This is a genomic window from Bengtsoniella intestinalis, from assembly GCF_039719005.1.
In the GTDB taxonomy this organism is placed as follows: domain Bacteria; phylum Bacillota; class Clostridia; order Oscillospirales; family Oscillospiraceae; genus Oscillibacter; species Oscillibacter intestinalis.
Window position 1 is genome coordinate 2057346 of record NZ_CP133584.1, and the last position, 24684, is coordinate 2082029.

15 protein-coding genes and 1 pseudogene are annotated in these 24684 nt (G+C 49.4%); 6 read left to right on the forward strand and 10 right to left on the reverse strand.

All coding sequences use genetic code 11. The annotated features are described in order from the left end of the window. Nucleotides 1–77 precede the first annotated feature (77 nt). From RFF05_RS09920 to RFF05_RS09930, 3 genes are read right to left on the reverse strand one after another with little or no spacing between them, the layout of a single operon-like run. On the reverse strand, nt 78–296 hold the full coding sequence (locus RFF05_RS09920; RefSeq protein ID WP_409966947.1) for a hypothetical protein: 219 nt from the start codon (nt 294–296) through the stop codon (nt 78–80). 15 nt (nt 297–311) lie between these two features. Continuing rightward, a complete protein-coding gene (locus RFF05_RS09925; RefSeq protein WP_409966948.1) occupies nt 312–2609 on the reverse strand; it encodes an ATP-binding protein in 2298 nt (765 codons plus the stop codon). A gap of 14 nt (nt 2610–2623) precedes the next feature. Then, nucleotides 2624–3322 (reverse strand): response regulator transcription factor, encoded by a 699-nt coding sequence (locus RFF05_RS09930; protein ID WP_409966949.1) that lies wholly within the window; start codon nt 3320–3322, stop codon nt 2624–2626. 240 nt (nt 3323–3562) lie between these two features. Between RFF05_RS09930 and RFF05_RS09935 the strand changes: the two genes are divergently transcribed. The 3 genes from RFF05_RS09935 (at nt 3563) to RFF05_RS09945 (ending at nt 7327) form a co-directional block, all read left to right on the forward strand. Beyond that, nucleotides 3563–4408, forward strand: coding sequence for a sensor histidine kinase (locus RFF05_RS09935; RefSeq protein ID WP_409966950.1), 846 nt, complete (start codon nt 3563–3565; stop codon nt 4406–4408). Nucleotides 4409–4585: 177 nt separating this feature from the next. Beyond that, nucleotides 4586–4837, forward strand: a complete 252-nt coding sequence (locus RFF05_RS09940) for an ATP-binding protein (protein WP_409970103.1) — start codon at nt 4586–4588, stop codon at nt 4835–4837. Between the two features lie 63 nt (nt 4838–4900). Further along, nucleotides 4901–7327, forward strand: coding sequence for a SpoIIE family protein phosphatase (locus RFF05_RS09945; RefSeq protein ID WP_409966951.1), 2427 nt, complete (start codon nt 4901–4903; stop codon nt 7325–7327). A 59-nt stretch (nt 7328–7386) separates the two neighbouring features. On the opposite strand, the gene RFF05_RS09950 is transcribed toward RFF05_RS09945, so the two are convergent. The 4 genes from RFF05_RS09950 to RFF05_RS09965 all read right to left on the reverse strand — a co-directional run bounded on the left by RFF05_RS09950 (nt 7387) and on the right by RFF05_RS09965 (nt 16179). Continuing rightward, entirely contained in the window at nt 7387–14166 is a 6780-nt protein-coding gene (locus RFF05_RS09950) for a hypothetical protein (RefSeq protein ID WP_409966952.1), read from the reverse strand. A 14-nt stretch (nt 14167–14180) separates the two neighbouring features. After that, on the reverse strand, nt 14181–15005 hold the full coding sequence (locus tag RFF05_RS09955; RefSeq protein WP_409966953.1) for a GNAT family N-acetyltransferase: 825 nt from the start codon (nt 15003–15005) through the stop codon (nt 14181–14183). 169 nt (nt 15006–15174) lie between these two features. Then, nucleotides 15175–15675: a PBECR4 domain-containing protein gene (locus RFF05_RS09960; RefSeq protein ID WP_409966954.1), complete on the reverse strand. Its 501-nt coding sequence runs from the start codon at nt 15673–15675 to the stop codon at nt 15175–15177. Between the two features lie 321 nt (nt 15676–15996). Beyond that, nucleotides 15997–16179 (reverse strand): hypothetical protein, encoded by a 183-nt coding sequence (locus tag RFF05_RS09965; RefSeq protein ID WP_409966955.1) that lies wholly within the window; start codon nt 16177–16179, stop codon nt 15997–15999. 93 nt (nt 16180–16272) lie between these two features. On the opposite strand from RFF05_RS09965, the pseudogene RFF05_RS09970 reads away from it, so the two are divergent. The 3 genes and pseudogenes from RFF05_RS09970 to RFF05_RS09980 all read left to right on the forward strand — a co-directional run. Continuing rightward, nucleotides 16273–16488 (forward strand): annotated as a pseudogene (locus RFF05_RS09970) (hypothetical protein); the annotation flags it as partial. 8 nt (nt 16489–16496) lie between these two features. Next, nucleotides 16497–16763, forward strand: coding sequence for a plasmid mobilization protein (locus RFF05_RS09975; protein ID WP_409966956.1), 267 nt, complete (start codon nt 16497–16499; stop codon nt 16761–16763). Beyond that, nucleotides 16760–17893 (forward strand): ATP-dependent RecD-like DNA helicase, encoded by a 1134-nt coding sequence (locus RFF05_RS09980; protein ID WP_409966957.1) that lies wholly within the window; start codon nt 16760–16762, stop codon nt 17891–17893. Before RFF05_RS09975 ends, RFF05_RS09980 begins: the two co-directional genes overlap by 4 nt. Nucleotides 17894–18015: 122 nt before the next feature. On the opposite strand, the gene RFF05_RS09985 is transcribed toward RFF05_RS09980, so the two are convergent. From RFF05_RS09985 to RFF05_RS09995, 3 genes are read right to left on the reverse strand one after another with little or no spacing between them, the layout of a single operon-like run. Further along, nucleotides 18016–19275 carry an S-layer homology domain-containing protein gene (locus tag RFF05_RS09985; RefSeq protein ID WP_409966958.1) on the reverse strand — a complete coding sequence of 420 codons (1260 nt, stop codon included), beginning with the start codon at nt 19273–19275 and terminating at the stop codon, nt 18016–18018. Then, entirely contained in the window at nt 19191–22319 is a 3129-nt protein-coding gene (locus RFF05_RS09990) for an InlB B-repeat-containing protein (RefSeq protein WP_409966959.1), read from the reverse strand. The genes RFF05_RS09985 and RFF05_RS09990 overlap by 85 nt, the downstream gene beginning before the upstream one ends. Beyond that, nucleotides 22312–24678, reverse strand: coding sequence for an O-antigen ligase family protein (locus tag RFF05_RS09995; protein ID WP_409966960.1), 2367 nt, complete (start codon nt 24676–24678; stop codon nt 22312–22314). Before RFF05_RS09995 ends, RFF05_RS09990 begins: the two co-directional genes overlap by 8 nt. Nucleotides 24679–24684: the final 6 nt, after the last annotated feature.

Genomic DNA, 24684 nt, shown 5'->3' on the forward strand with positions numbered 1-24684 from the left:
CATTTTTTTAGAAAACCTTTAGAAACAAAATCCGCTCCACAAGTCACCCATCGGGTAACGTGTGGAGCGGATGGTTTTCAATTCACTCTGGTATCAAACAAGGTGCCTTTTTCAAACACGCTGGGGGCTTTATTGATGCCGCCAAAGGTGTTTGCACCGTCTCCCTCCATGGCGTTTTTACGCCGATTGATAGGGACAAAGCGAGGGCGGGCAAGTTCTTCCTCCATCTCCTCCTCAGGAGGCGGTGTGGGCTGCTCTTTGTTGCTGCCTATGCTCTCTGCTGTAGGTTTTTCCATGGCCACACCTCCTGCTTATAGCACCATGTGGGCATAGGGTTCAAAGTCTGCTCTGGTGAACACCTTGCCCGTTTTCACAAATTCATATTTAATCGCTTGTAGGTAGTGGCGCATATGCACCTCACCCTCAGCCGTGGCATCAGCGGCGGCCAAAAAAGCGGCATTTAAAATGCAGTTTTTAATATTACCACCTACAAATTCAAACCGAGATGCCAAGAAATCCACATCCACATCCTCCGCCAAGGGGGTGTTTTGGGGAATGGTGGCATTCCAGAGAATTTTTCGTGTCTGGACATCAGGGAACTGAAATTCCACAATGAATTTCATACGGCGGAAGAAGGCCGGGTCAATGTTATGCTTATAGTTGGTGGCCAAAACAGAAACACCGTCATAGGCTTCCACCTCTTGCAACAGCAAGGCAGTTTTGTTATTATTAGAGGACTGGTTGGCACCGCCATCATCAGAGCGCTTGGCAAACAGGGTGTCGCATTCGTCGAAAAACAGCACCACATTGCACTTTTTGGCCTCGCGGAAAATCATAGAAATAGACTTTTCCGTTTCACCCACATACTTATCCACCACTTTGGATAAATCCACACGGTACAGCTCCAAATTCATCTCATGGGCAATAACTTGGGCGCACATAGATTTACCAGTACCAGGGGCACCAAAGAGAAGCACCGACAACCCACGACCGTAGGGGTATTTTTTAGTGTAATTCCAGTCGTCGTAAACTGTTTTGCGGTAAGTCAGCTGGTTGCAGGCATTTTCCAATGCCACCCGTTGGTCTGGGCTCATGACAATGTCATCCCACCCGAAATTGGCTTCAATGCGGGTGGCTTTTTGGGTTAACTCATGGCTCATTTGCATGTTACAAGCCTTAAATAAACTGGCTCTTGAAATCAAAATCTCCTTTGCCATGGCCGACAAAGACCTTGCTTGATGGAGGGCGCTTTTAATCTTCCCCGGTGTGAAGAGGAACTTGGTAGACACCTCTTCCAAAGAAACGTCAGGCCCTAATTTATAACTTTGTCCGTAATACTGCCACACAGACTGCCGCTCAGCGTTAGACGGTGTAGGCAACTCCAACTGTGCGTAATCTAAGGTGGTAATCTCTCGCATAGGCAGTTTTTCCTTGCTCAGTGCAAAGATGGTGATGTTGTATTCCAGCAGCTTTTCAAAAGCCAAGTCCATATAGCCGAAAAACTTATCTTTTTCATCCTCACGATAGGAAATTTCGCTTAGGGCGCACACCGCCCCTGTCAAGATACACTCACGGGTCAACGACCAGAGAGCTCGTTCCACAAAGGAGAAATCATAAAGAAACAGCTTCACACAATTCAGCGTGACACAGCAGGCATTTTTCTGGGCGCAAAAGTGTGCCAAGGTGAATTTCCGTCCTGCACCCTCATCCCCAGACAGGGCAAAAATCCGTCCCCCATCTTCATAGGAAATATTGATGGCATCTAGCACCTGTTGGTTGGCTAAAAAGGGATATTGGGTCACCGACAAATCCATGCTGGCCATGAACCGCTGATAGGTTTCATCTGGTCGCAGAGGATTGGTACCAAACAAAAAGTCCACCAACCGCTTATCTGGAGATAACGCCGTGGAGAAAGGCAGCTCTGGGCGTATTTGCATGGGCAAAATAGGGCGCAACTGCTCCAATGCCGTAGACATTTCACGATAGGCACGGGTGATGGAAAAATTCTGCCCATAATACACCCTCGCTGCCGACTCGACGGTAGGCACAGACAGGTTTCCGTTCTGGTTCACCACTTGAAACACGCTGGCATAACTGGTTTGGGTGGCAGAGAGCAATGCACAGGCCAAGGCAAAAATGGTAAAGGGGCCAAACCCTCGCTCCGCCATCAACCCATATAAGGGCATGGCGTCAGCATCCACATCGCTCAAACCGCCACGGGTCATCAAATAGGCAATGGTTTCCTCCAAATCAAGGGACTGTGGCTCTGCACCACCCGTTGTGGTTTCTTGGGCATCCATCAGCCCTGCAAACAAGTCTGCCAAATCCGCTGGCAAGGCATCATCTCGGGCTGTTGCGTTGTCCTTTTTGGCATCTGATTGGGGCAGACGACTATAGAGATGGTTGGCACACTGGTCGCAAGCCAACTCCAAATCTGGGTAGAGCACATTTTTATAACCGCCACCCTCTTGGGCAAACACAGCCTTTTGCCCTTCCAAATATTGGCAAAGACTATGGTCTACACAAGCAAACAGCCCATTGATAAAGGCTTCATACGATGCCAATGCCTGCCCTGCCTGTTCTTGGGGAAACAGTGCTGCTACGTTCATCCCATCCACCCCTTTCATTTATGATTGAATATATACCCCGCATTGCGCACCGTGGCAATCACACCACTGCCATAGGGGTCAATTTTTTTACGCAGATTGGAAATATGTACCATCACCGTGCGATTATCTCCCAAACTATCACTGTCCCACACGCTTTGATACAACGCATCGTAGAGCAACAAGGTGTTAGGATGGTCAATTAAGTGACAAAGCAGTCGATATTCTACAGGGGACAGTTCTTCTGCCTGTCCCTCTCGCAAAATTTGGTGGGTGTTGGTATCTAGCGAAAAGGTGGCAAACTGGCGCATATGCGCCCCTTCGCTTTGGTTGTGCTTGCCACTACGGCGCAGCAAGGCTTCCACCCGTGCTAAAAATTCAGGATAGTGGATGGGCTTGACCATATAATCATCGCCACCGCTACTCAATGCCTTGATGATGGTGAAGCTATCTGGTTCACAGCTGGTAAACAACACCGGTGGACACCGCCCATCTGCCCAAGTCATTTTTTGCATCTTTGCGCACACATCATGTCCTGTGCCATCAGGCAACATCTCATCCATCACCACAAGGTCATACATCTCCTGTGTCAGATACTCCAAAGCTTCTTGACAGGTGGTAGCGCACCGGGTCTGATGCCCAGCTTTTTCCAAATGAATGCTTGTGATTACAGCCAAATCAGCCTCGTCTTCCACGATTAACACCTTTGTTTTCACCTGCGCACCCCCCTCTTTCAAAAATCACTTGCGTTCGTACCACCCTCAAGAATTGACGTTGCTTTTCACCATTTTGTATGCTATTATAATAATAGGTAGTATTTCCAATTATTGTATCATACCTCCCATTGCATTGCAATCTTTCTTTTCCTATTCTTTCGCCATTTAAACAAGCGTCCATTCTGAGCACAAACCGCAAAGTCACCATCTGTAAAAACACTATTGCGAAGGGACTTTTCTATGGAATTCATTCTTTTCATCTTGCTGGTCGTAGCCTGTTACAACTTACATGCCTTAAAGACTCAATTGAAACAAGCCCACGATCATACCCACAAGCTGCAAACCCAAGTGGACGATGCCTTATCGACCCAAGAGGAACTCAACCACCGTCTGGATACCGTTCGTTCCCTCCTGTCTCACCAACTGCGGATGCCCTTATCCATCATCAAAGGCTATGGAGAACTTTTGCGAGACGATATGGTAACAGACCCCCAATTGCAACACAGCTATCTAGAGAAAATTGTAGACCATAGCAATCAACTTTCTCTGCTGATTTCTCGAAATTACCATGCTTTCTACGACTGCCAAGCACCTGCCCCCTGCGTATCGCCCACACCTTTGTTTCCCATCGTTGAGCAAGTGGCGGGGGATCTGCGTACCACCGCCCAAACCCACGGTGTGCAAATACAGGTGCTTCCCATCCCATCCCCCATCATTGCCTTAGCCGACCCTAGCCTACTGCGCACTGTTTTGCTCAATCTTTTTGAAAATTCTTTGAAATACATGGGGCGTCAAGGGCTTATTTTAGTCCGTCTTGACACCCAAGATGATATGGTTTCCATCACGGTGCAAGATGATGGTCTTGGTCTGTCTGCCGCAGAAACAGCCCAGATTTTTCATGTGGATTTCCGCGGCTCCAATGCCGCACAACGCTCCGGGCAAGGTCAAGGGCTCCACATGATACACCAGATTATTCTGGCCCATGGTGGTGAAATCACGGCAAAAAGTGACTGGGGACAAGGTATGCGCATTCGCTTCACCCTCCCTCTGTCCACCCTGATAGAACAGGAGGTGGTGCCTGCATGAAAACCATCACCCTCCCAGCCGATGTCACATTGTTGCCACAGGTTTTAGACTTTATGTCCCACGAGTTAGACACCCTCGCCTGTCCCCCAATTTGCAAATCTCCATTCTCATTGGTGTGGAGGAAATCTTCGTCAACATCGCCCACTATGCCTATCCCCCGAGGAGGGCATCGCCACCATCGAGTTTTCCCACGACAATGCCACCCCGCCCACCATCACCTGTACCTTCCGTGACAACGGCACCCCCTACAACCCTTTGGAGCGTGCTACACCTGATATTTCCCTCTCTATCGAAGACCGCCCCATTGGCGGATTGGGCATTTTCATGGTGCAACTGATGGCTGACAACATTTACTATCGCTATGAAAACAGCGAAAATATTTTAACCTTTGAAAAAAAGCTAGTGGAAGATCGCAAGGAAGAACTGTAAGTCTCACCACCATGTTTCGCTACATTGTTTTGCACATTCTCCAGAAAGGATTGTGGTTCCATCATGTCTATCACCCTCCATTTAGCCCTGCTCACAGTGGGTTCTATTGTGTTAATATCCCTGCTATATCCCCTGAGTCAATCCGCACCCATAGCCGCCCTGCCCCACAAAATCCGCCAGCTTTATTTAGGCATTTCACTGGGGCTACTGGCCTGCATCAACATTGGGCTTAGTGTAGAGATAGGGGATCGTGTCATTTCTCCTTGCAACGGAATTGTCCTAACTGCCGGTCTTGTCTTTGGTGGTCCTGCCGGTATTTTGGCTGGTCTCATCGCTGGCTTCTACAACTATCTTTGCACGTTTTGGCTCAGCGGTGTCACCCCCCATTGGTCCACCGCTTTTGCCGCCATTCTAGCAGGCTTCATCGGTGCAGGACTGCGGACATTCCTATTTGAAGACAAGCGCCCCAATTGGTCTGAGGGGATTTTATTTGGGTGTTTGGTGCCAGTTTTCAACATTCTCTTTCTGATTTTATCCAACATCAACAATTTAGGCATCACCTTTGCCGGTATAAAAGCCTGTGCGTTTCCCTTCATCGCCGTCAATGGGTTGGTCACTGGTTTGACCTTGCTGGCAATCAACATAGCCACAGAGCCGTCTCTATTTTCAACCCATCACAAAAAAACCATCATCTACAGCTTTGAGCAATGGATTCTTGCTGGTTTGGCTGTGGCAGTCACCCTGTCTACCATTCTCACTTGGGCCATGCAAACCCAAGTCTCCACGGATGACACTGACCTTTTACTCACCACCACTTTGGCTGATGTGAAAGCCGACTTGGATACCCGCTCTGACCAAGCCTTCTTGACCATTGCCCAACTGGTGGCGTGGGAACTAGACGAAGCCCCCATCACCGTGGAAATCATGGATATGTTGGTGGAATTTTACGGACTGACAGAAATGAGTGTCATCGGGGAAGACGGCATCATCTGCTATTCCACCCAGCCATCTTTTCTTGGCTTTAACATGAACACAGGGGAACAATCTTCCGCCTTTTTAGCCCTTTTAGATGGGACTACAGTCAGTCTGGTGCAAGCCCTACAGCCTATGTCAGAAAATGAAGAGATTTTGCGTAAATATGCCGCCTACGACCTAGAAACCAACGGTTTTGTCCAAATCGGACTCACTGCCGAACAGTTGCAAGAAAGCATTGACAGTCAGATTGACAGTGCCGCCACCTATCGACACATTGGGGAAAATGGCGCCGTTTTGATTGCCGACTTAAACGGCACCATTGTCAGCGCCACCCAAGACAACCTCAGCCAATCCTTTTCCGACATAGGGCTTGACCTAACAGGCCTTGCAGAAGGGGACCTGTTTACCTACACCCTGTTTGGCACCGCCCACTATTGCTGTTACATCGTGGCAGAAGGTTACACCATTTTAGGCATTATCCCTGTAGACGAAGCCACTTTCTCTCGGGACATCACCTTCTATCTAACTCTGTTCACCCAGCTCACCATTTTAGGACTGGTATTCGTTTTGATTTTCCTCCTTGTCAAAGGCAATATCATTGCCAACGTCCGCTCTATCAACCAAGCACTGGGAGAAATCACCCATGGCAATCTGGCTGTCAGCGTAGATTGCCACAGTAACCAAGAATTTTCCACCTTGTCCGATGGCATCAATGCCACGGTGGACACCTTGAAAGAGTACATCGATGAAGCCGCCACACGGATTGATGAAGAACTGGAATTTGCCCGCACCATTCAGCTTGCCAACCTGCCAAGTGGTAGCAATCCCTTCCCAAACCGCAAAGAATTTGAACTGTTTGCCCTGATGGACACTGCCAAAAAAGTGGGCGGTGATTTCTATGACTTCTTCTTTGTAGACGCTCATCATCTGGCCATCTTAATTGCCGATGTTTCTGGCAAGGGCATTCCTGCCGCCATGTTTATGATGAGCGCCAAGGCCTGTATCAGAAGCTTGGCCGATGCAGGGTATCCAGCGGACAAAGTGTTTGAACTTGCCAACGAAAAACTCTGCGAAAACAACGAAGCCACCATGTTTGTCACCGTTTGGATGGGCATATTGGATTTGCAAACTGGAGAACTATCCTTTGTCAACGGCGGTCACAATCCGCCCTTGCTCAAAACCAAGGGCACCTATGCCTATCTCGCCACCCCACCCAATCTAATGCTGGCCGCCATGGAGGGCGTTCCTTATACCAGCCACCAAATACAACTGCATTCTGGCGACCAAATCCTCCTCTACACCGATGGAGTCACCGAAGCCATGGACGTGGACGGTCAGCTTTACGGAGAAGATCGTTTGCTATCTCTGGTGAATCAAGAACCCCTGAAGCCAGATATCCTTTGCCAAACCATTCTCTCCTCTGTGAACCAATACGCAGGAGAAGCCCCCCAATTTGACGACATCACCTTGCTATCACTGACCTATCAAGGGCAAGAACCAGCAAAACCCAACTAAATACGCACCACAAAAAGAACACCGCCACTGACTGCAGTGACGGTGTTCTTTTGCGTCTATTATCGGTTCATGCCCATCAGGCGGTCGAACACAGCTTTTGCATTGAGGGTGTCGTAGTCTTTGCCCACTTGCTTAAGCTCTAAGGTTTCTAGCACGGTTTCTGCCAACAGTTTAGAGCTTGCCATGGTGTTATACTTACTGGCGGCAAACAACAGGGATTGAACAAATTCCATGCCCTTGGCGGTGGCGTACTCGGTCATGTTTTCAAAGCCACTGGCCGCCAAGGCAAAGGCATAGGTTTGCACCCGTTGGTTTGCCATTTGGGGCAGTGCGGTTTTCAAATTTTCTCTGCGACTTTCCCAATAGTTCTGGGCTTGCAAATTTCGATCTACCAGACCTTTTTCACTAAAGGCAGAGCGAGCAAAGTTAATTAACTCCGCCGCCTCTCGTGCCAACCGACCGACGGTTTCTGCCAGAGGAACAGCCTCCATGATAAAGCTCCCGCCTACGTCATTGATGCTTTCCCCCACCGCAGAAATACCTTTATCCACTTGGCGAGACTTTCCCATCGTAGCCGCTTGGCGCAACATCTCGTTGGCCTTTTGGATTGCCCCATCAAAGCGCTGTTGCTCCGCCGCTGTCTGTCGCTTGTGGGCAGCCAAAACCTTCCCTTTGTCTTGTTCTTGCAAGACTTCCGCCTCTTCTATGGCACGGTTTATCTTCTTATAATTCACCACGCTTTCGTAAACTTCCTGCCCATGTTCTACCATGCCCAGTCCGAAAGCAGTTTCTTCGCTGACATCTTCAATGCCTTTGGAAATCACGTCTTTGACCATCCCCAAGGCGGTTTCTTTTCCTTCCACCATGGCAGAAGATTTCCGTGCATCTTTCACCACGTCTAAGAAGTTTTCACTGTACTCCAACTGCTTAGCCCCTGGCAACTTCACTTCTTCCTTGGCTGACAAGGTGATGTCATCGGTGCCAGCCAATTTACCAGCCATCCAATCCGTTGCCTTTTCACTTAGCGTATCGCCTAAGTAATCAGACAGGCTATCTTGTACATTGGCGGCAACACGACGCCCCAAAAAACGAGTGAAGCGGTTGCCTGCATTGTGGAGATTGCGGCGCAAGAAATCGCTTTTAAATTGGAACTCCCCGTGGGTGTGTACCTCACCACTGCCTGCATACAACTCAAAGTGGTTTTGCCGTGTTTTCCGTTCCTCTGTGGCACGACGCACCAGCTGAATCCCTCGCTTGAATAGCTTCCAGTCCACTGGGGTCTTGCGGCTTGATGTCTGCGCCGCCACCACATCTTGGCTTGCCGTAAAGTCCACCGTGTCATCCACTTGGGTGGACAAAATGCCTGTAAATGCTTGGGCCACCCCATCTCCCTCCAACACCACATTGCCTGTCATGGCGAATTCGTCTAGCAAATTGTTGCGCCCCGCCTCATTGACATAGTCACGTTCCCGCAAGCCAAAGCGATTGGCCATAATGCCTTCCTTGGAAATATCCAGCAAATCGCGACTGCCCAAAGCCTTGAAAAACAGATTCCGTTGGCCTGCATCCAAGTCTTGATAGGCAGCAAACAACCCCACCGCTTCAGAACTGGCTTCATCTAACAACGCACTGCCCAAAACGGTGGACAATTGGCCTTGGATTTGATGGTTGATGTACTCCTGAAATTTTTCTTGGGTGGTGACGGTGCCTTTATGCTGGGCATAGCTGTCCCGTGCGCCTTGGTTTTCACTTTTGTCAATAACCTTGTTGGCTGAACGGATGGCTTGAAGCCGTGTGGCTTTTTGCTCAATTTCTCTCACCAGCTCTAGGGCAGATTGCAGTAACGCAATGTCGATTTCCGTGGTGCGCTGTAGCCCTTGTTCTGCCAAGTCACTGCGCTGCAAGTTATCTCCCAACACAATGCCATCTCGCACTTGATAAGACTGCAAGCTCAGCACCGCTTTACCCAGCAGAGCCGAAGGGGCTTGCCCCAGCAAAGCTTGGGCATAGTTGTCAGAGAACTGCCCTATCAACTCTTCCCGTTGGTCTTGGTCGACAAAATTGTCAGCATCCGGGATGGTGCTTTTGTCTAGCAAGGTGCGGTTTTGCAACGCCACTAGCAACAGTGTCATCTGGTCAGCAGTGAGCGCTTGCACCCCTTGGTTGATGTCGCTGCGGTCTTGCGCGGTTTGCTCTTGGATATAGACTTTCAATTCCTCTACAGTGCTGCACTCACGCTCAGGCGCCAGGTTCCCTGCCGCCTGAATGGATTGTTGGGCATCGGTAAGACGTGGGGTGTTCACTGGCACCGTTTCCTGCCTTGCCTTGGTGCAAAATGCCACGAAATCCAAGGCCACTTCATAGGTTTTTCCAGCCTCACCTTCCAAGGTTGCCATGGCACGCTGATAATCTAGTTTTTCCATCTCCAAGGTGGTTCCTTGGTAAATGTAATCTTGCAGAGTACTCACTGCCAAGTCCGACGCTTGGGTATTGCTCCGCTGTAAAATCTTCCCTGTGGCGCCTGTTTGCAGGTTCAGCAATTTTTGAGGCATAGACAGACCAAAAGCGAATAGCAACCGTTGCTCCACGGTGAATTGGTTGTAGGCTTTCAGGACAGTTTCCCCACCACGACTAGAGAGATACCCCTCGAAATCCTCACGGGTTTTGGCCACCTTGGATGCCATTTGCTGTTCTTTTTTGGTGGCAGAAGTGGCGCCCACCGCCTCCATGGTACCCTTGGTTTGGTAGCTTTCTAGAATACTGCGATTGCCCACAGCCCGCAAGGTGTCCACCAAGGTAGGGTTCAGCAGGTCTGTTTGCAACAAGGTTTGCATATCCCCTTGGTGGTTTGTTTCCCACAGCTTGAGACAGTCGCTATAGCGGTACACCTGCCAGCCATTTTGGATGGCGGCTTGTTCCTCTGGAGACCAGTTGCCTTTTTTCAGCTCTGCCTTCACCAGTTGGTCAATGGCTTTGTCACGGGCGATGGTATCCTTGGCGGTGGTCACAGCCTTATCATACCGTTTTTTGTCCATGGTCAGACTTTGCATTTCCAGCAAAGCAGCATGGTCGCCCAACTGCGTCCCTTCTCGCAACAACTGGGCATCTCTACCCACAGCGTCAGCCACAACGCCAGTCATTTGCACAAGACTCATGCCTTCTTGTTGCAACAACATATTGCCGTAGAGAGACAGTGCTAAGGTAGTGACCTTGCACAGCAGATTTTCTGACGGTTCTACATTGGCAGTGGCACAGCTGTCTCTATAGGCTTGCTCTAGCTTGCCAATGTTGGCCACGCCCCATTTGGCGCAGTCTGCTGGCAACTCTTTCAATGGTTTGCGTGCCAAGTATTCTGCCAAAATATCGCTGGCACCATCCAGTGGCACTGGGCTTTGCACCCCTTGTTCACTGCGTGCATTTTGGGTTTTTAGCGCCTGCACCTCTTTTTTCACCAGTTTCATCCGCCGTGGCAGACGGTCAATGGTGCCTTTGCCTGCATCTTTAAACACAGATTGTTTCCCAGCTTGCACACTGTACAACCGCTCTTTTTGTGCATTGTCTTCAGCTTGTCTGTCCACCGCCTTTTGTCGTTGGGCATCCACTTCCAACAGACTGTCCATCCGTGCAGCCATCGTCTGGGCAGCCATAGCGGTCACAGCCGCAGCGCTCCCTTCTAGGATGGTGAACTCCGTCCACATCTGAGATAGGTTTTGCTTAAATTCAGCTTCGGTTTGGCTAGACACCGCCCCACGGACAAACAATTTAAACCCTTCCACACGGGCAGGCTCTTGCGTTTGCTCTCCCACGAAAGCCTCCATGGCTTTGTGGTTGGTTAGGATTTGCTTGCCGATGGTGCCCTTTTTCTTATCCCATGTTTTCTCCAAATTCAGCACTTCATTCATAGAGCTATCGTTGAGAAGGATGGAGAAATAGTCCTTTAAAATTGCCTGCTCTTCTGGATTTTCATTGGTTTTAAACACATCGTCCAGCAGTTTTTTGATACTCTGATTTAAACTCTTGCTCTCGAACTTTGTTTTTTGAATTTCCATGGCACTCAGGGTTTTGTGATAGTCGGAGAATTTCACTTTCCCTTCCTCTAGGGTCATTTTGCCGCTGTAAATCTCATCGTGAAACCCCAGACGCAACTGGTCTGGTAGCCACTGCATGGAACTATACATTTTGTCGATGTACGCCAAAACTGGCACAGCGTTGTTGATAATTGGGGTGATGAAATCCAGCCACTGGCCTTCCCCTTGGATGCACAGGTGCATCTGGGCATCTTCAGATGCCAACAGCTTGCGCAAATCCCCTTCTTGGGCTTTCAAGGTGGGGAAGCGCTCTTTCAGCCCATCAATGCGCCCTTGGCGCCGGGCATCCATCTCTGTCACTTGCTCAGCTTGGGGGTTGGCTGTTTTACTGAGGCCTTGTTTTGCCGTTTCCACTGTGGTTTGGAAGGCTTGTGCATCTTGTGATACCACCGCAGAGCCCAAATTCAACAAGGCTCTTTCATAGGCCTCTGCATTTTCAAACAGGAAGGGTGACAGTGTTTTTTCCAAATACACTTGGTTCTCTTTGGCACGGGTCACAACCTCTTTGAGTCGATTTTCATAGACTTCACGGGGCTGATTTAAATCTTTAGACCCGATTTGTTCTACAACAAAGCCCTTAAATAGCCAGTTTTCACCCACATCGAATTGCGCTAAGTCTTCATCCAGGCGTGCCAAACGACGCTCGCCACGCAGTTCACGGTTCTTGCCAAAAAAGTCAGTAGAATAGGCGTTATCACGGTAATCCAGAGGGATTTCGCCCCCGTGATTCACCAACGGATTGACCACTTGCAGTGCCGACGCAGATTCTGGGCTCACGCCTTCCCACTCTGCCACGGTTCGCAATTCTAAAATCTTGGCCTGCAACTGATTCAACGGCTTTTCCGCCAGCAAAAACGCTGTCAGCCCCACCCATACTTGGGCATTTTCATCCTGCAAAATAGGCGCTATCAATGCTGTTTGCGCCTGCAAAATGGCAAGTATCTCTGGGATTAACGTTGCCTTTTGTGCTGGTTTCATGTCAGCAAAAGGCGTCTTTTTGTCTTTTAAATATCCGCTGACCACCTGCTCTAAATAGGCCTCTCGCCCTTGTTCTGGCAAGAAGCGATATAGCACGGCATGGTCGCTCATCAGCATAGCCAAGGAGTCAATCATTTGGGATTGTTCCACGTTTTCAATCTGGGGGACTGGGGTGGCAATCAAGGTGTTGTCTGCCTTGGTTTGCGCTACTTCCACAGCCAATTGAGGTGCATACAACTGCTGATAACGCAAAAACAGCCCCATTTGGGTGGTAACATCTGTTTGAGAACCTGCAGAAAATAGCTCTGGTGTCAGTTCCATTTTCACCTGCACCAAGGCTTGTTGCTGTTGCTCCGTCAAATCCCCACGATAACCTTTCACATAGGCCAGTGCCAAGTTGCGATTTGTCTCCACCGCCGCCTTGATGGGTGTCAGCCATGCCAGTGCTTCATCCTGTCCTTGCCGCAATGCCAAGCGGAAATCTCGTTGGTCTTGATACAACCCCAATTCAGCTTCACTGACCCCGTTTTGTAGCAAAAAGTCCTTCATTTGTTGGGGTTCTTGCTGTTGCCGGGCAACGGCTTCTTGGAAGGTATTGCACCGAGACAAGGCAGAGCGAATATCCGTCAAAAACGCCTGTTCATCCCCTGCACCTTCTCCCAAATCTGCCTTCATCACGTCATGCCCCAGTTGGAAAGCCACCTCTGCTTCCAATTCGGAACGCTGCGTTTCATCCAAAACGCCATCTAATTGATTGATATTCTCTTGGGCAATTTGTTGGGCAATCCGTGCCAAATTGGCCTTGCGGCGATCGTTGTCCACCAAGGCCTGACGAGACAAATCTTCTTGCCGTTGGGTCTCTGCCTCCAAGCGCTCTCGTTCTTGTTTGGCCAAGGCCAGTTGGCGCTGGGTTTCTTCTTGGTCAGCTTTTAATCTTGCCGCCAACAGCCCTTGTAGCCGTGCTTCTTCCTCTGCCTGACGCTCTTGGGCACTCAAGGCTTGGGCACGCTTTTGCTCAATCAGGGCACTGCGCTCCTTTGTCACCTTGGACACGATGGCATTGGCATAGGTGTTGGTGGTGTGCGCCACACTGAGCATCCCTTCATAAGCAGAAGAATGGGTGGTTTTATCTGCCTCCGCAGCCTCCATCCGCTCTAGCAAATGATGGCTTAGATTGGCACTCATCAGCACCAAAACTTCTGCGTCTTCAAACACGCCTTCATAAGGAATTCGTTCTTCCCCTGTTTGGAGCCCCATGCTCTGCATCTCCGTCCGCAGTTCTGCCACCAACGCTGGTGTCACCTGCTTTTGGGCTTTGGATAGCTTGTCCAGCAAGACCAAGCCTTGGTCGGAGGCACCTTCCAAACGATTGTTAAAGGTGGTTTCCACCTCTTGCCCTGCCAATTCCACCAAACCTTGGGTGCCTTCCTGGGCATACAGCTCGGGCATACGCTCTTGTAGAACTTGAGCCCGTGCCAAGGATTTCGGGGTTTGACGGGTGTGCTGTTCCACCACGGTTTTCTCTTTTTTTGTCCAGCTTTTTTCCTTGCGGTAGGTTTCATACACAGAGGTTTCTGGCAGAGCCACCTGCCCTTGCTGTTGGATGGCCCAGGCCATCAATTGGGTGTTGTCCACAGTCTGCTCAGCGGTTTGCTGTTGGGGCAGATTTTGCTCCAATGGCGCAAAGGCAGTTTGCTCCACCGGAGCGGTGGTTTGGGTTTTAATTTCTAATTTCGCCACTTCTTTTTGTAAATCCAGTTGGTCTTCTCCCATGATGCAACCTCCTATTAAAGTATATGTACAAAGTGATGGACAGGGGTGGCGCTATAGGCCACATCTTTTAACATATGCTGTGCCAAGGACTTCACTTTTTCATTGGTAATCAACATATCCACCATGGTATCTGGTGTAGCTACAGGCTCTGCCCACGCAAAGCAAGCCCCAATCATGCCATAAAGCGCCGTGCTATCACGCCCCATGTGACGCAGTCCTACCAGTTCCATCTTATCGTCCCAACGGCGCACCATTAAATAGCCGTCTAATTGCCTTTGCCCCAAGGCCAATACACTGGCATGGGGGCACAAATCTGGCAGGTTCAAAATCTCTTGCAGTTCCCGCTTCGCCTCTGGATTGGACATGGTTTTCAGCAAGCTTCTTTGCTGAGCTGGGATGATTTTGCCAAAGGGAATTAGACCTTTGTCCTTCACCGGAGCCTTGGCATATTGGGCGCAAGCCTGTGCCAAAGGGAAGGTGTAGCGCCAACTGGTGACAGGTTGCTCCACCCAATGGCACCCTTTTAAAAAGTGCCCCACATATGCCATCTCACCATAGGTCAGATAGGCGGCTGAAGCTGTGATGCGCTCCACTCCATGGCGCTTTAGTTCTCTCCCTATGGTCTGTAACAAAAGGGTCCCGCCACCAAGTCTACGAAAGGTGGGTGCCACAAACATATGACACAACTTGCCTTGCCCTTGGTCCAATGTCACCTGTGCGCATCCACAAGCCACACCTTCTGCCATCAATCCGTAAGAAATAACGTCACTTGCAAATTCCCTATCCAAAAAATGCTGAAAAAAGGATACATTTTCCGCTGTAATCATACATACTTTCATAGCTGACTCCTTCTCCAAAATAACAATCCTAGCACCAAAGGCTTTTACCTATAGTATAGCATACATCCGCCACAAAAGTTTAAAGAGTTTCTCAAAATTTGCCAGTTTGACCACCATGGGTAATTGAACTCAAGGGCTCCAATCCAAATAGCACAAAGGCCTGAAAATGTTAGGTATTATAGACTAAGCACATTGACCGTTCACCATCGAAAAGCATAAAAATTTCTGGTCCGTAGCCTTGTGCTACTAACCAGAAATTTTTAACGTAAATATCATTTCCATCAATAGGAGTAGATAGTAAGAAATCCGCTTGAATCATTGAAAAACTATGAAGCCTTTCATTATAGCGAAATACTAGATTGTTATTATCAAATACCGTTTCTATCTGTGAAAGGGGAGAAAAGTAATTTTCGATTTGTCCTACAAAGTCACTGATTGCAATATCTTGATAAGAAAACGAACCACTTAAAATTTCGCCAAAAATTTGACTACGATTTCTTGTAGCAACTTGCAAATCTTTGAGCTTTCCAAGTCCCATTAAATGATGAAAATGTACTGCTTCAAATCTTATATGTAATTCGGTAAGTTGATTTTTTCGCCCTAACACAATTCTGTATTCAACATCAAGCAAATTGTGAAAGGCTGTTGCACACACAAGTAATTTGTCCATAGTGTCCCTCTCTAATAAAATAAGCCACCTTGTTTGCACAAAGTGGCTTATGAGCATTTTCGTTCGGTATTTCTACCTAATCGGTTCGAGGTTAGCTGCACAACCCCTGCGGAAAGCTCCGTACAGCAAGGCGTTCCGATACCCCCCTGTACATCAACACTTGGCAGACACTCAGACGTTGCCTGTCGTTACTATTATTATACGCAAAAAACGAAAGTATGTCAACATCATAAAAAATTTAAAATTTCTTGATGTAGCATCAAGGAGTGAGGTGACTAACTTTTATAGTAACATTTATAACCTAAAAATTTTTGAATTTGTTCACTCTTCTTCCAATTCCTGATTGATGAGCCGTTGGAACAAGCCGTTGAGGGATTCGCCTTTTTTGGTGGCTTGGGCACGGAGGCGCTCTTTTTGCCCTTTTGGGACACGGACTTTGATTTCATCTGTTTTTTCTTTTTGCCATTTTTCATTGGCTCGGCGTCTTGCATCGGAAATAGGCATAGGCACACTCTCTTTCCCAATCTATAACTAGATAAAATTTGGATAATTCACATAGTTATAGATAAAATTTTTGTACAATTTGTCAAAGGAGTAAACTCTTATGGTAGCTTGCTGATTCACATGGGCTATCATGCCGTGGCCATTGCACAGCGTGTGGGCCACAAGAGCATCGACATCACCTTCCGCTATGCCCATCTATTTCCATCGGTACAGGCGGATATTGCCTTCCAATTGGATCAGGAAGTGGGTGATTGCTACTGTCACACAAGAAATTGGACCCCAAAAATCGTTGGCGCAACAAAACGGTAGCCTTTCGGGTGTCACCCCAAGAAGCAGAGCGGTTAGACCGCATGGTTGCTCTGTCAGGGCTGTGCAAGCAGGAGTATCTGTGCAAGCGTGTGTTGCAAGAGGATGTTGTGGTGCGCCCTAGCCCTCGCATTTTGAAAAGTCTAAAGGCACAATTAGAACAATTGCATCAAGATGTGGAAAAGATTGCACACCTAGAAGATGCAGATGCAGAATTTGTGGAAAACCTTTTACGTGTGACCACCTTGTTGGCAGGGCTGAAGGAGGTGGTGGTATGAGTTACTACCACCTCAGTGCTGGCGCTAAGGCGGTGTTGAAAACACTGGAAAAACACTTTCAAAATGGAGATGCCTATATTTCCAAGGAACTGTTGTGGAAACTTTGTAACCGCAGCCTGCCCGATTTGACCCAGAGGGCATTTGCAGGATACTTGCAAGAGCTGTTTCACGAGAATTTCTTACATCTAGAAGGGCGGCGGCTTTACTTAAAACACATTTGGCAATGCGAAGAAGCTGCCGCTGTCACACTTGCCGATATTTTGAAGCGCAATACTGGGCAGTTGCATAGTGCCACACCTGCGACGTTATCTGTAGGGGATGTGACGCTTACATCTCAGCAACGTGATGCCATAAATCTGGCTTGCCAGCATCGATTGTCCTGTATTTTAGGCGGCGCTGGCACAGGAAAGAGCACTCTGATTCACTGTTTGACAAATATATTTTTGTCTCATGGGAAAGGGGTTGTCTTGTGTGCGCCGACTGGAAAAGGCGCCCGAAATATCACCACGCGAACAACCTATCCCGCTCGTACTGTCCACAGCACATTGGGGAAAACGCCTGAAGATGATGATTTTCTTGCTAAAATCCAGTGGCAGGAAGTGGATTTGGTGGTAATCGATGAAGCCAGTATGTTGTCGCTAGAGTTGCTGGCAGGTATTTTGACCATTGTAAACCCTCGGTGCACCGTGGTTTTGGTGGGCGATCCCAACCAACTTTTGTCGGTAGGCAGTGGCAATGTGATGGCAGATTTGTTGGCGCTGGGCATCCCACGGTACACATTGACCACCCACCATCGCCAACAGGACAAGTCCTCGGCATTGGCCTACAATGTGGAGCAATTTAATCAGTGCCACAGCTTAGCGGACTTGCGATTTGATGACAGCTTTGTGTTTCAAACCGACCTACAAACCCCAGAGAAAGCCCTCTGCGTGGAGGCAACGAAACGATATTTGGCAGGGGAAAATGTGCAAGTTATGGCGCCATTCAATGCGTCGGTTAGGCAGTTAAACAGCTCCCTACAAAATTCGGTGAATGCAAATCCACCCATCAAAGATTGTTTATTTCGCATCTTAGATCGGGTGATGGTGATTGACAAACAAAACACCCTGTATTTTAGAGATTCTCTCTAAAATACAGGATGTTTTTCGTCATTTGATTTTCAGGGCAAGGAAGGCTTGGGTGAAGGGGTGCTCCACCTAAGCCTTGGTCAGATACTGGGTTGCATCTGACCAAGATATGGTCTACATCGCCATCAATGAGAGGTCCATGTTTCGCTTACGCCGTCGTCTTCACGATCATAATCGTGTTTGTTGGAGGCTTCTAGGATGTTGTAATAGGCCCAGTAGTCTGGGGCTACATCCACATAGGTGTTCAGGGTGTCCAAATTTTCATCCACATAGTCAGTATCTGCATAGCGGATCAGGACACGGTTGACGAGGGTGACTGCCTCCGCCCGTGTGATATAGTCGTCGGGGTGGAAGGTGCCGTCGCTGTAACCCATAATCCAGCCGTTGGCCACAGCGGAGTTGATGTAGTCTACAGCCCAGTAATCATCTGCCACATCGGAGAAGATATTCTCGTCGCTGAGGGTCAAATCGTCAAAACGGCTGACAATGGCGGCAAATTGGGCTCTTGTGATGTAGTCGTCACCACGGAAGGTGCCATCGACGAAGCCATTGACGATGCCGTAGTCTTCCATAAAGCCAATGGCGTTGGCATACCAAGCGGAGCTTGGCACATCGCTAAAGCTGTTGGAGTAGGCGGTGTCCATGTCCATCACGTCGGTGATGAGACGGGAGAAAATCACCGTGGTTTGGGCTCTTGTGATGTAGCTGTTGGGGCGGAACGTGCCGTCGTCATAGCCTTGGATGTAGGCGTTGTGGTCGTCACGGTTCAGGCTTGCGGCATCACCTGTCGTTCCTTCGGCATCCTCACTGATAAAGGTCACGGTCACAGTGGCAGCGGCGCCGGGTTGCAGGTAGCTATAAGTGCCGTCGCCATTGTCGGTGACAGAAACGGTGCGACCGTTTCCGTATGTCACCAAAACGCTCTCCACCGCATAGCCATCGTCAGGGGTAGTGGTGACAGTAACTGTGCTATTGAGTGTATTTTTGGCGGAACTGAGGGATGCACTGCCGTCGGTGGTGTCCGCCAGAGTGGAGTTGTAGTAAGACGTGCCGCCAGAGGATTTCACATTGTCATAGCCAATGGCGAAGGTGGAGAACTTACCAGAGTAGATGGCCACGTTACCCGTTGTTTCAGTATCCTCGTTGGTCAAAGTTTCATCGCCGAAGTAGACACTGGCTGAACTGAATCCATAGATGGAGAAATTATAGTAGCTATCATCTGTTGCTTCTTGTCTTTCGTAAACTTCCTCAAAGAGGGTTACATTTCCTTCCGTAATAGCGTCACTGGTTTCTCCGGGTTTCAACTCGGTGTTGCCATTTTCTTCGTCATGATAGCGGTACAGCTTGAGATTCTCCTTGCCTTCCAAATCGAAGTCAACCAGCACACCGATGGGGCTAGGTAGCCTTCTGGCCCAGTGATTTCGTAGACATCGACCTTTTCCGTCGTTTCAGTGACTTCGCCAGTTGTGGCATCCACTGCTACGGTAACAACGGTACCTGTTAAATCGATGGTAAACCACAGGAAGTTCTCGCTTGGATCTTCTTGCTTTTCGTTAAATGCTATAATTGCGTCCTTTTCAGCTTCAATTTCAGCAACATCTTCATCAGAACTTCCTGCACTGACGTCAACGTCAACATCAACGTTAACATCAATATCGATAGAGATATCGACATTGATTGTTTTCCATGTGGCATAGACGGTGATTGTTTCGGAGTCGATGATATCAGGGTCGATGATATCGGTGCCGATGACCGTTGCAGCGGTTACAGTTTTGGTTTCTTTACCATCTTCGCCATCGACAACCACGACCCAACCGTTGAAGTGATAATCGCTTTCGGAATCAGAATATTCTGGATCTTCTGGCAGAGGAAGGGTCTCTCCATAGTGGACAGTCCCGTCGGCTACGGGGTCAGCTCCAGCATCATTCATAACGTAGGAAACGGTGTAGGTCTTAGGTTCAAACACCGCGGTAAAGGTGGTGGCGGCGGTGATGGTTACATCTTCATCTACGAAGTCAACCGCATCGCCAGCATTTTGCCACTCTTTGAACTCATAGCCTGCGTTGGGGGTGGGGGTGGGGATAGTATCGGGTTCTTCGCCATCTCGCACACTGTAGGAGGTGGTGCCACCGACGAGAGTGCCGTTCTCCCCTGCCTCAAACGTGACAACGTGTAATCCAGTTACATTCGCGCTGATGACAATGACCCCTGTAATGGCACTGGCAGGAACGGTGTAGATGCCGTCGACTGGCTCAATCTCCACTGCAGCAGCTGTACCCACCTTGTAGGTCACAAAGTTAACATCCACATCGGTCAGCGAGATTTCGAAGGTGATGTCTTCTGTTTGGTCATAGGTGGCGGTGTAGCCGTCAGTATCGTCGAGCCCACCAACAACTGTGAACGCTACGCCCTCGGTTACCGTGAAGGTCACAGCGTATTCGTTGGCTGTCCATTGGGCGGTGGCTTCTTTGCCTTCGGTGTAGTTCCAAACCGTATCCTTATCGATGAGAGTTTCACCAATATACCAACCATCGAAGGTGTAGCCGTCTTTGGTCACCACAGGCAGGGTGCCGATTTCGTCGTCGTAGGTGACGGTCATGCTGGCTGGGTCAACACTGCCACCAGCTGCGTTAAAGGTCAAGTCGTAGGTTTTAGCCGTCCACTTGGCGGTGGCAGTTTTGTTCTCGGCGTACGTCCAATTACCGTCCGCAGTAATCTTGTCGGTACCAATATACCAACCATCAAATTCGTAGCCGTCTTTGGTCACCACAGGTAAAGTGCTGATTTCGTCGTCGTAGGTGACGGTCATTTCGGTTAGTTCGACGAGACTATCTTCTGCAACTGTGCCACCAGCTGCGTCAAAGGTCAAGTAGTAGGTGTTGGCCGTCCACTTGGCGTAGAGGGTGACGGCACCTGTGGTTCCCACATCGATGGTGGTTCCTTGGGCAGTTTGGCATGTTTCATCTGTATACCAACCATCAAAGTCATAGCCTTCTTTGGTGGGGTCTTCTAAGGTGATGTCGTCTTCGATGGTGTAGATTGTGGGGTTTTTGCTGTCATTTGTGCCACCATCAAGATTATAGGTGATGCCATACTCCGTGGCTGTCCACTTGGCGGTGAGGGTCAGAGCACCCGTTTGCTCGTTGATAGTCTCAACTTTACTAGCACCGTTGTACCAACCACCAAAGTCATAGCCTGTTTTGGTGGGGGTTCCTAGGATGATGGTGTCTTCGATGGTGTAGCTTGTGGGGGCATCCACGTAATTTGTGCCCTCATTAAGATTATAGGTGATAGTATAGTCAATCGGTTCAAACACAGCGGTGTAGGTGACGTCGGCGGTGACCGTTACATCAGTTGGGTCAGATACAGTGCTGGTGGGATCTGTGTCAGTTGTCCAACCTGTGAGTTCATAACCCGTATTTGTGGTCACGGTTAGGCCAGTATAAGTGTCAGTCTTATCTTTTTCAACAATAAAAAACGTGGTGCCAGAAACGCTGCCGTGGGGCTCATCGGTAGCAGTTTGGAACTGCACGGAAAAGAGCGAGTTGGTGGTTACGAAAATGTTGATGTCGCCAGTGACTTCATCGCTAAGGATGGTGTAGGAGTCAGCAGTCCCCGATAGTGGGGTTGGTTTACCGTTATCCACTGTATAGTAGACGCCAGTGATTGTTGTGCCCTCACCAGTACTGCTTACCTCAAAGGTAAATGCCTCCCCATAGGTGGCTGTGCTGTCACCAGTGTAGCTCACATCTGTCACAGTTTCAAAGGTCACATCGTATGTTTGGACTTGCCAGCCAGCATAGAGTGTGAGGGTGTCGTCATCGCCAACCACAGGGATGTTGGTGACCTTGTTTTCTGTGGTATCGGATGAAGTTGCACCATCCGCAACCTTAGTATCATACCACCCAGTAAAATCATAGCCCTCTCGGGTGGGGGTATCGGTTATCACGGTGTTATAGTCATAGTCTTGGGTGATTTCCTTGGTCTCATCATCGCCAAACGTACCACCGTTCCCGTCAAGGGTCACAGTATATTGATTGGCTGTCCAATTGGCGTAGTAGGTGGTATTACTACTAAAGACGTAGTATGAAGGGTTAGTGGAGTCGTTGCTGCTTGGAGCAGAACCCAAAGCGTCAGCCCAATTTCGAAATGTATATCCGACCAAGGTAGCCGTTGGAACATCCACTAGCTCCAGAATGTCAGAATAATCATACTTCGATTCTGTGCTAACCGTGTAAGTATTGCCATTAGTAGTGCCACTGGCGCTCGTATCTAGATTCCACGTCACTGTGGCACCAGTAGGTGCAGTAGTGGGAACACTCCCATTAAACGTAATGGTATACGCCGCCGCCGCCATGGTGACCATCTGGCTCATCACCAGTAGCACTGCCAATAGACATCGCAGTTGTTTTTTGATTTGTTTAGTCATAGCTTCCTCCTTGCAAATAGGTTGCAAAAGCGTTCCAGTCTGCTAATGTGCCACCGTAGCGAAAGACCGCCACTTGGGTGAGCAGGGTCTGGTTTAAAGTGACTGGACTGATGGCCATTTGGTTTTGACTGTCCAGCTGCGTCAATATATGTTCCACCCAAGCCGTGCAGTTGTCCCTGTCGTCGTAAAAATCCGACAGGCCAACGGTGGTCATATAGGTTTGAAGCACCGCTTCCCAATGGTCGCCATTGAGGGGTGCGGCAGAGAGATAGGCCTGGGCGTAACGCTCTGCCTGTGGATAGTCCCCTTGGACGAGGTAATAGGTGAACAACTGGTGGAGCAGGCTGTTGCTGGGGGTTTGCTCCAATTCGGCGAGATAGATTTCCGCCTGCTCTGCCATGGTTGTATCCCCTGTGTAGGCATAGCCCAAGGCGTAGCTGATTTTGTAGTTGTCTCCTTGGTAGAAGTCAATTTTGGCATTTTCTACCATCAACGCTGCATCTTGCGTCTGGGTATTCACCCGATATTGGGCGTAGGTGTTGCCACATAGCAGGGTGAAAAACAGGGCATAGCCCATGGGGAGCAGGGTTTGTATCTTGCCCAGTGGCTGTTTTGTCTGCCTTGCAATGAGGGCAAGGATGAAGACCATAAAGGCAAAGCCACTGCACTGGGAGATGGACAGCTCCGTGCCCCCATGGAGCACAATCATCATCAGTCCACCCCAAAGATAGGGTGCAAGGGGTCTATCACGACCACGTATAAGCAAATAAGCGGCGCAGGTCAGCAGGCTGATGTACAGCCCAAAGCCCACCAGTCCCCCCTCCACCAGCATCTTGGCAAAGTGGCTGTGGGGTTGGGTGGAGACATAGCGGAAGGTTTGCACACGCTGCACTTGGCTGTCAAAGCCACCCAAGCCGTAGCCCAATAGGGGCTTTTCTAAAAACAGCGTCCAAGCGTTTTTCATCTGTTCCCAGCGAATGAGCACACTGTCGTTGGTGGTAAGTCCCTGCAACCGAGAAACCATGCTCTCAGGGAAGAGGACATATTCTGTGGGGATGGAACCCTCTGAAACGCCATCGGTATAGGTGATGGCTTCTAGCCATGCCCCCTCCGCTTGGGCGGCGCTGAGCAAGAAATTCACTTGCACCACCTCTTGGGTCACGGTGAAGGAGATGGTGTCGCCATCTTCTAAGGTGAAGCTTTGGGTCTGGCCAGTGTCGCCGTCTAACAGGGAACCCATGTCCTCCAGCACCATATCCAGCACCATGGGTGGGCTGGCATCCGACAGGTGGACGGTCAGGTCATAGTCTCCGGGCTCTAGGTAGAGGATACGGTTAAGCCGTCCACCTTGCTCTAGCGTTGCCGTTTGTGTCCATTGGAAGCCGACCAGCAGGTAAAGCAGTAGCACCGCCAATCCGCTCACGGTGAAGGGAATCACTTTTTTCTGCCAACGCCGACCATAATGCCATGTCAAGGGGTCTAAGATGGCCAACAGAATGCCCAGCAGTACCACCAGTGCCAGAGGCAGAGGACTGCCAGAAACTTGGCGATTGGTATAACTGCCTACAAAACTGCCACCTGTGACCAAAAAAGCGAAGAAGGCCAACAGGGCAATGAACAGCAGGTGGAGAACGTGAGGGAATCGACTTCCCTTGGGTAAAAACAGGAGAAACAGCAGGACGGATAGCCCGAAACAGGCCAACCCAGCCAAACTCATGGATAAAAAGAGCACATAGGCTTGTAGCACCAGTGCAATGGCCAGAACATACCGCCGTTTGCCTTGTTTGTGGCTCAAAAACAGGGAATCTGTGAGAAAAAGGCCAATGCCCAAAATGGTGGTGAACACATTGGGGTTGCCCCAGAAGGAGAAGAGCCGTTCGCCATCGTAATAGGACATAGCGGCAACCTCTGTGCCAGAGATGAACCGTTCTAGCAGGGGGGAAAGCCAATGGAGTGTCGCCCCTTCCACCGAAAGAAAGGCCACGGCGGTCACCAGTCCCACACCGCCCCAGATCAAGGCGGTATCAGAACCAGAAAAGGCCACAAACAGTAGGAAAAAGGCCGCCCCCACCAACACCACCAAATACTCTGTTAAGGCGATGGACTTGGCGCTGGCATAGAGGGTGGTGACCCCCAGAAAGAGGATGTAGCTATGGAAAAGCACCCACAGCATGGGGGAGCAGTGTATCTTTTTGCGCCAAAGCACCGTGACCATCAAGGCCACCAGAACCAGTAGCAAGGTGAACACCTTGGTGTGGATTCCATCACTTAAAAAGAGGGTAATGCCATAGCCCAATGTGACAAAAAGGGCGACCACGGCTAGGGGCTGTTTCCATTGTGCATGGGATTGTGTCTTCAATGCGGT

Coding starts and splice junctions, on each gene's coding strand:
- RFF05_RS09920 (WP_409966947.1), bottom strand. CDS start 296: ATGGAAAAACCTACAGCAGAGAGCATAGGCAGCAACAAAGAGCAGCCC.
- RFF05_RS09925 (WP_409966948.1), bottom strand. CDS start 2,609: ATGAACGTAGCAGCACTGTTTCCCCAAGAACAGGCAGGGCAGGCATTG.
- RFF05_RS09935 (WP_409966950.1), top strand. CDS start 3,563: ATGGAATTCATTCTTTTCATCTTGCTGGTCGTAGCCTGTTACAACTTA.
- RFF05_RS09945 (WP_409966951.1), top strand. CDS start 4,901: ATGTCTATCACCCTCCATTTAGCCCTGCTCACAGTGGGTTCTATTGTG.
- RFF05_RS09950 (WP_409966952.1), bottom strand. CDS start 14,166: ATGGGAGAAGACCAACTGGATTTACAAAAAGAAGTGGCGAAATTAGAA.
- RFF05_RS09955 (WP_409966953.1), bottom strand. CDS start 15,005: ATGAAAGTATGTATGATTACAGCGGAAAATGTATCCTTTTTTCAGCAT.
- RFF05_RS09960 (WP_409966954.1), bottom strand. CDS start 15,675: ATGGACAAATTACTTGTGTGTGCAACAGCCTTTCACAATTTGCTTGAT.
- RFF05_RS09965 (WP_409966955.1), bottom strand. CDS start 16,179: ATGCCTATTTCCGATGCAAGACGCCGAGCCAATGAAAAATGGCAAAAA.
- RFF05_RS09980 (WP_409966957.1), top strand. CDS start 16,760: ATGAGTTACTACCACCTCAGTGCTGGCGCTAAGGCGGTGTTGAAAACA.
- RFF05_RS09990 (WP_409966959.1), bottom strand. CDS start 22,319: ATGACTAAACAAATCAAAAAACAACTGCGATGTCTATTGGCAGTGCTA.